The sequence below is a fragment of the Bradyrhizobium sp. genome, assembly GCF_049512235.1.
Classification (GTDB): domain Bacteria; phylum Pseudomonadota; class Alphaproteobacteria; order Rhizobiales; family Xanthobacteraceae; genus Bradyrhizobium.
In genome coordinates this window covers 1-3,574 of sequence record NZ_JBEKXH010000596.1, presented here as the reverse complement: position 1 = coordinate 3,574, position 3,574 = coordinate 1, and the positions used below count along the sequence as shown (strand labels likewise).

Genomic DNA, 3,574 nt, shown 5'->3' with positions numbered 1-3,574 from the left:
GCATGGTGCAGTTCAAGAACGTCTTTACCGGGGTCGAGAAGCGGCCCTACCGGCGCGCCACCACCTCGCAGAAATGCGTGCGCGCCGGCGGCAAGCACAATGATCTCGACAATGTCGGCTACACCGCGCGGCATCACACTTTTTTCGAGATGCTCGGCAACTTCTCGTTCGGCGACTACTTCAAAGACCACGCGATCGAACTGGCCTGGAAGCTCGTGACAAAAGAGTTCGGCCTGCCGAAGGACAAGCTGACGGCCACCGTTTACATCGACGACGACGAGGCATTCGATCTCTGGAAGAAGATCGCGGGCCTGCCGGAGTCTCGCATCATCCGCATCAGTGGTTCGGACAATTTCTGGCAGATGGGCGATACCGGTCCTTGCGGTCCCTGTTCGGAAATTTTCTACGACCACGGCGACAAGATCTGGGGCGGACCGCCGGGATCGCTGGAAGCCGATGGCGATCGCTTCATCGAGATCTGGAACCTGGTATTCATGCAGTTCGAGCAGTTCGAGGGCGGCGCGCGCAATCCGCTGCCGAAGCCCTCCATCGACACCGGCGCCGGGCTCGAGCGCGTCGCCGCGGTGCTGCAGGGCAAGCACGACAATTACGACATCGATCTGTTCGTCGCCCTGATCCGCGCCATCGCGGAATTGACCGGCGCCGATCCGAACGGCGAGCAGAAGGCGTCGCTGCGCGTCATCGCCGATCATCTCAGGGCGTCGTCGTTTCTGATCGCCGACGGGGTCTTGCCGTCCAATGAAGGCCGCGGCTACGTGCTGCGCCGGATCATGCGCCGCGCCATGCGCCATGCGCAGCTGCTCGGCGCGCGCGATCCCCTGATGCATCGGCTGGTCTGGGCGCTGGTGCGCGAGATGGGCCAAGCCTATCCCGAACTGGTGCGCGCCGAAAACCTGATCGAGGAGACGCTGCGGCTGGAAGAAACCCGCTTCCGCAAGACGCTGGAGCGGGGTCTATCGATTCTCGATGAGAAAAGCAGTAGCTTGAAAAAAGGCGACATGTTCGACGGCGACACCGCCTTCACGCTGTACGACACCTACGGCTTTCCGCTCGATCTGACCCAGGATGCACTGAAATCGCGCGGCATCAGCGTCGATATCGCCTCCTTTACCGACGCCATGGACCGGCAACGCCAGAAGGCGCGCGCGGCATGGGCCGGAAGCGGCGATACCGCCAGCGAGAGCGTCTGGTTTCCGCTGCGCGATAAGCTCGGCGCCACCGAGTTTCTGGGTTACGAGACCGAGATCGCCGAAGGCGTGGTCGGTGCGCTGGTCAAGGACGGTAACGAGGTCGAGAGCCTGAAAGCCGGCGACAGCGGCGCCATCGTCCTGAACCAGACGCCATTTTATGCGGAGTCCGGCGGCCAGATCGGCGACACCGGCCTGATGACCGGCGAGGGCGTGCGCTTCCGCGTCACCGATACCCAGAAGAAGGCCGGCGATCTCTTCGTCCACCTCGGCACGGTCGAGCAGGGCACGCTTAAGGCCGGCACCGCGCTGCTGCTCGAAGTCGATCACGCCAGGCGGACGTCGATCCGTGCGCACCATTCGGCGACGCATATCCTGCACGAGGCGCTGCGCCAGGTGCTCGGCGACCACATCGCGCAGCGCGGCTCTCTGGTGGCGCCGGACCGGCTGCGCTTCGATTTTGTCCATCAGAAGCCGATCTCGCCGGACGAACTCTCCCGCATCGAGGATATCGCCAACGCGGTGGTGCTGGAAAACGACGAGGTCACGACAAGGCTGATGGCGGTGGACGACGCACGCGACGCCGGCGCGCGCGCGCTGTTCGGGGAAAAATACGGCGACGAGGTGCGGGTGGTGTCGATGGGCAGAGGCGCGCGCGAGCATGGCTCCAACGCGCTCGGCTGGTCGGTGGAACTGTGCGGCGGCACCCATGTCCGCAGGACCGGCGATATCGGTCTGATCACGGTGACCGGCGAAGGCGCCGTCGCCTCCGGCGTTCGCCGCATCGAGGCGCTGACCGGCAATTATGCGCGCAAGCACGCCAACGACACCATGGCGCTCGCCAGGACGGCGGCGATGGAGTTGCGGACCACGCTGGATCAGGTGCCGGTGCGGATCGCGGCGCTGATCGAAGAGCGCAAGAAGCTCGAGCGTGAGCTGTCGGAGGCGCGCAAGAAACTGGCGATGGGCGGCGGCTCGGCCTCCAGCGGCGCTGCGGCCGCCAATGGGGTACGGCATGTCGGTGATGTCAAGCTGATGGCGCGCGCGGTGGAAGGTGTCGAGACCAAGGATCTCAGGAGCCTCGCAGACGACGCCAAGAAACAACTCGGCTCTGGCGTTGTCGCCATCGTCGGCGTTACCGCAGACGGCAAGGCCGGCGTCGTGGTCGGCGTCACCTCTGATCTCATCTCCCGCTTCAACGCCGTCGATCTGGCACGCGTCGGCTCGGTGGCGCTCGGCGGCAAGGGCGGCGGCGGCCGGCCCGACATGGCGCAGGCCGGCGGCCCCGACGGCGCCCAGGCAGAAGCCGCGCTCGCCGCGATCGAAAAGGCGATGGCGGGCGCCTGACGCGAACGGTTTCAAGTTTCGGTCAGTCAGCCGCGCGACGCAGGCCGCGAAACAAGGCAGCCGAGAGGTTTGCGGGCGTCATGGCGATCCAACGGCTCGCGCGAACGCGCGCCTTTGTGATGATTACCGCAACTGCATCCCAGTCATTGCGAGCTCCGCGAAGCAATCCATCTCGCGCCGGGCGCAAGCGTCTGCATCGTCGCAAGGGCTCCTCGCAATGACGGGGTGAGAGATTCCGCGCGATCACATTGAACCTCATGGCGAGAGGGCGCAACTAAGCCATACAGCGTTACGTTGCATCGATTTGTAAATCTATTTCAGCCGGGCTTTGGCAGGACGCTTTTTTAAGGAAGAGTTTCGGCGCGCGGAATTGCAACCGCCGTGTCGCCTGCTGTCAAACGCTCCTTTGCAAGCCTCTTGAAAGGAGAATTCCATGAGCACGCCCAACGTTACCGTCGTCATCGAACCATCAGACGGTGCTTCAGTCGTCTACGAGCCGGTCGCCCGCGAGAATGCGAACGGCAAGCCGGCCGGCCTGATCTGCCTGATGCTGGCGATCACCAACAACGAGAGCACCAAGATTCACCTGAACAAGGTCACGGTCAGCTTCACCGGTCCGCCCGCGGTGCCGACGGCTGCGATCGCAGTCCCCGCGGATTGGCCGCCGCCGTCAGGCTCGGGCCTCAACATCGCGCCCGAGGCGACCGCGGTCTGGAATTTCGTCCGGCAGAGCGGCGAGAACGACAGCATCGTGTTGCCGGACGTGGCGCCGGCGTCGATGACGCTGAGCTTGTTCTTCGATGGCTTCACGCAGCCATGGACCGTGACCAAGAATCTGGCGCCGCACAAAAATCCCGTGACCGCAAATGCCTATCTCTATCCGGCGCAATTCGATGATCTGCTCCCAGGCGAGTTCTGGGCGGCATCGAGCAACACCCATGGCACCGGCGCTTTGGGCAGCCAGCTCTTTGCCTACGACATGAATGTCGTGGCATGGGACGACGAGACCAAAACCATCA

The 3,574-nt window shown here is 64.0% G+C and carries 2 protein-coding genes; both read left to right on the top strand.

The genetic code is table 11. The features are described from left to right. Positions 1-2,555, top strand: a 2,555-nt coding sequence (gene alaS, locus ABSG20_RS32395) for an alanine--tRNA ligase (protein WP_423868523.1), incomplete at its 5' end; no start/stop codon positions are given. A gap of 433 nt (positions 2,556-2,988) precedes the next feature. Then, positions 2,989-3,574, top strand: a 586-nt coding sequence (locus tag ABSG20_RS32390; protein WP_423868522.1) for a hypothetical protein, incomplete at its 3' end; no start/stop codon positions are given.